This window comes from Desulfurivibrio nitratireducens (genome assembly GCF_044068515.1).
GTDB lineage: Bacteria > Desulfobacterota > Desulfobulbia > Desulfobulbales > Desulfurivibrionaceae > Desulfurivibrio.
The window spans coordinates 1-4,236 of record NZ_JBIPKI010000079.1 but is presented as its reverse complement, the minus strand read 5'-3'; the positions used below and the strand labels follow the sequence as shown (position 1 = coordinate 4,236).

Annotated in this window: 4 protein-coding genes; all 4 read right to left on the bottom strand. The window is 64.3% G+C overall.

Annotation, left to right across the window (positions count from 1 at the left end; all coding sequences use genetic code 11):
- On the bottom strand, positions 1 to 715 hold a 715-nt coding region (truB, locus tag ACHHTY_RS11810; RefSeq protein ID WP_395494364.1), incomplete at its 3' end, for a tRNA pseudouridine(55) synthase TruB.
- Positions 709 to 1,689 carry a DHH family phosphoesterase gene (locus ACHHTY_RS11805; RefSeq protein WP_395494363.1) on the bottom strand — a complete coding sequence of 327 codons (981 nt, stop codon included), beginning with the start codon at positions 1,687 to 1,689 and terminating at the stop codon, positions 709 to 711. The genes truB and ACHHTY_RS11805, both read right to left, overlap by 7 nt.
- 2 nt (positions 1,690 to 1,691) lie before the next feature.
- On the bottom strand, positions 1,692 to 2,105 hold the full coding sequence (rbfA, locus tag ACHHTY_RS11800; protein ID WP_395494362.1) for a 30S ribosome-binding factor RbfA: 414 nt from the start codon (positions 2,103 to 2,105) through the stop codon (positions 1,692 to 1,694).
- A 1-nt stretch (position 2,106) separates the two neighbouring features.
- Positions 2,107 to 4,236, bottom strand: a 2,130-nt coding sequence (gene infB, locus ACHHTY_RS11795) for a translation initiation factor IF-2 (protein WP_395494361.1), incomplete at its 5' end; no start/stop codon positions are given.

Genomic DNA, 4,236 nt, shown 5'->3' with positions numbered 1-4,236 from the left:
TGAAAGGGAAAAGCGCCCGGGCCGCAAGCTGGGCGGCGACCAGCTCGCGGTCGCAGAGGGCGGCCCCGTCCATGGCCTCTTCCACCCGGAAACTGCCGCTGGCCAAGCGCCGCAAGGCCACCAGGTGGGCCCCGCAACCCAAATCACGGCCGATATCATGGGCCAGGCTACGAATATAAGTGCCCTTGCTGCAGCGGATCCGCAGCACCAGGCGCTGTTGCTCCCGGTCGAGGGCCAGGGGCCGCAGCTCATGGATCTGCACCCGGCGGGGGGGCTTGGCGATGATCTCGCCCCGGCGCGCGTAGGCGTAAAGCGGCTTGCCCTGGTGCTTGGCGGCCGAAAAGGCGGGAGGACTCTGCCAGATCTCGCCCCGGTAGGGGGCCAGAACTTCCTCCAGGCGGGCGAAATGATCCGGGGTCACCGGCGCCCTGGTCAGCACCTTGCCCTGGGAGTCATGGGTATCGGTGGCCGCCCCCAGTTGCAGGGTGGCCTCATATTCCTTGTCTCCCGCCATCAAGCGGTCAACCAGGCGGGTGGCGCCCCGGCCGACGCAAATGATCAGCAGGCCGGAGGCGAAAGGGTCCAGGGTGCCGGCATGGCCGACCTTTTTCACCCCCAGGATCCGGCGTACCATCTGCACCAGCCGGAAAGAAGAGGGGCCCACCGGCTTATCAAGCAGAATCACCAGCGGGGGCAGGGACTCCTGGGTCAGCACCGCCTCACCAGGTCCGCCAGCACGGGCAGCAACTCGGCGGCCAGCCCTTCGATGGTGGTGTCGAAGCGCTTGAAGCCGGCGGCATTGCGGTGACCGCCGCCGCCAAACTCCGTCGCCACCTGGGAAATATCACAGTCCCGCCCCTTGGAGCGCATGCTCACCGAAACCATCCCGCTTTCGGCCTCCTTGAGGAACACCGCCGCCTTGACGCTCTGCAGCGAGCGGGGATAGTTGATGAATCCCTCGGTATCCTCCGGGGCCGCCCCGGTTTCGGCGAAAAGGCGCCGGGGCGCGGTGATCAGGGCGATCCGGCCGTTTTCATGCAACTGCAGGGTTTCGAGTACCCGCTGGAAAAGACGCAAGCGGGCCAGGCTGTAATTGTCGAAGAGCTTGCCCGCCACTTCGGCCGGTTTGACCCCCCGCAAGACCAGCTCGCGGGCCACCCGGAAGGTATCGGCGGAAGTCGAGGAATACTTGAAGGAACCGGTATCGGCCACCATGGCGGCATAAAGGCAGTAGGCCGCCTCGGGGGATACCTCCGCCCCCAGGGCGCCGGCCAGATCGTAAACCATTTCCCCGGTGGAGGACCGGGCCGGATCCACCCAGTGAAGATCGCCGAAAAACTGGTGGCCGGCATGATGATCGATGACCAGGAAGGGCTTGACGGTCAGCAGGCTCTCCATTTCCCGCCCCAGCCGATAGGCGTCGCCGCAATCCAGGGCGACGGCGCAATCAAAGCTGGGCAGGTCGGGCAAGCCGACGGTTACGGTCTCGGACCCGGGGAGAAAATCGTAGAGATGGGAGACCTCGGCCTCGCCATAAAGGTGGACTTCCTTGCCCATGCCCGTCAGGATCTGCCCCAACCCCAACTGGGAACCGAGGGCGTCGCAGTCGGGGTGGACATGGGTCAGCAAGAGGACCCGTCCGGACCGCTTGAGCGTTGCCGCTATTTCGCCCGGGGGAGAAGGCGTCATCGTCACTCTTCCTGTTCGTCGGTCCGGATTTCCTGTAAAATTCTTTCCAGTTTCTGCTGTTCGGCCAGGGAGCGGTCAAATTCAAAAACCAGGTTGGGGACCACCCGCAGGACCAGGTTCCGGGCCAGGCTGCTGCGGATAAAACCTTTGGCGCTGGCCAGCCCCTTGGCGGCCTCGGCGGCGGCCTCATTGTCCAGGACACTGTAGTAAATCCGGGCCTGGCTGAGATCGGGGCTCACTGTGGCCCGCAGGATGGTAACCTGCTCCACCCGCGGATCCTTGATCTTGCGCAGCAGCAAGGACGCCACCTCCTGGCGGATTTCGTCCGCCACCCGGTCGGGGCGCCGCTTGCGTCCCCTTTCGAGCACCCCCGGCAGAGGAGGATTGGGGCTGGTTTTTCGACGGGCCGCGCTCATCTTACAGAACCGGTTTGATTTCCTTCATGACAAAGAATTCCAGGACGTCCCCTTCCTTGATGTCATTGAAGTTATGGAGAGAGATCCCGCACTCGTAACCGCTCTGGACCTCCTTGGCATCATCCTTGAACCGCTTGAGCGAGCTGAGTTGGCCGGTGTAGACCACCACCCCGTCGCGGAGCAGGCGGACCTTGGCGTTGCGCTCGGCCTTGCCGCTGGTCACGTAGCAGCCGGCGATGGTACCGATCTTGGAAACATGGAAAGTCTGGCGGACCTCGGCGGATCCGATGACCTCCTCGACAAATTCCGGTTCCAGCAGCCCTTCCATGGCCTTCTTGATATCCTCGAGGGCATGGTAGATGACATCGTAGAAGCGCATGTCCACCTTTTCCCGCTTGGCCAGATCCTGGATCCGGGCGCTGGGCCGGACGTTGAAGCCGATGATCAGGGCGTCGGAAGCGGCCGCCAGCAGAACATCCGATTCGGTGACGGTGCCGGTACCGGCGTTGAGGATCTTGACCTTGACGTTTTCGGTGGAAAGCTGCTCCAAAGAGGAGGCAAATGCTTCCAGGGTCCCCTGCACGTCGGCCCGCAGGGCCACTCGCAGTTCCTTGACCTCGCCTTCCTGCATCTTGGCAAAGAGGTTCTCCAGGGAAATCTTGGTGTCCGAAGCCAATTCGGCCTCGCGGCTTTTCAACTGGCGCTCGGCGCTGACGCTCTTGGCCATCTTTTCGTCGGGAACGACGATGAACTCGTCCCCGGCCTGGGGAACTCCGCTGAGGCCCTGGATTTCCACGGGCATCGAGGGGCCGGCTTCGGTGATGTGCTCACCCTTGTCGTTTAGCAGGGAGCGGACCTTGCCGGCATACTGGCCGGCGACAAAGGCGTCTCCCACCCGCAGGGTGCCCTGCTGGACCAGGACCGTGGCCACCGGTCCACGCCCTTTATGCAACTGGGCCTCCACGACATGGCCCTTGCCCCGGCGGGCCGGGTCGGCTTTCAGTTCGAGGACCTCGGCCTGGAGGAGAATGCTGTCCAGCAGTTCGGCAATCCCGGTTCCCTGCTTGGCCGAAGTCTCGCAGTAAATCGTGTCTCCGCCCCACTCTTCCGACATCAGGCCGAGATCGGCCAGCTCGCGTTTGACCCGCATGATATCGGCGTTGGCTTTGTCGATCTTGTTGACGCAGACCAGGATCGGCACCCCGGCGGCCCGGGCGTGGTTGATCGCCTCCCGGGTCTGGTCCATGACCCCGTCGTCGGCGGCCACCACCAGCACCACGATGTCGGTGACCTGGGCGCCGCGGGAGCGCATTTCGGTAAAGGCCTCATGGCCGGGAGTATCGAGAAAGACCACCTCGCCCTGGGGCGCCCGGACATAATGGGCCCCGATATGCTGGGTGATCCCGCCGGCCTCGCCGGCGGCCACGTCGGTTTTGCGGATGGCGTCCAGGATCGAGGTCTTGCCGTGGTCGACATGGCCCATCACGGTAACCACCGGCGGCCGGGGCTTGAGATCGCCGCCGCCTTCCTTCTCGTCCAGGGTCAGGATGCTCTGCTCCTCGGTTTTGCCCAACTCCACCTCGTAGCCGAATTCGGCCGCCACCAGGGCGGCGGTTTCGAGATCCATGGCCTGGTTGACCGTGGCCATGACTCCCAGGCCCATCAGCTTGGCGATGACTTCGTTGGCCTTGGTTCCCATCCGGTGGGCGAGATCGCCCACGGAAATGGTTTCATGGACGGTAATCCGCTTCTTGATCGCCTTGGTTTCGGCGGCGAACTGGGGCTTGACCTGCTGTTGCTTGCGGCGCCCCCCGCCTCCGCCGCGGCCGCCCCGGCCCAAACGGACTCCGGCCGGAACCAGGCCCAGTTCATCAAAATCCTCCACAGCCACTTCGGCCTTGCGCTTGCGCTTGCCCAGGCCCCCTTTCTTGGCCGGCTCCCGCTCGGGTTCGGGGCTGAACTTGACAAAACGCTTGCCTTTTTTCTTGGCGGCGACATCGGCGGCTTCTTCCGCGGCCCCGGCTGCTTTTTTCGGTTTTTCCGCCCGGCGGGGCTTGGGCCCGCGGTCGCTTTCTTCGGGGGTGATGACGATGGCGGCCTTCTTGATCACCCGGGCCAGCCCTTTGCGCTC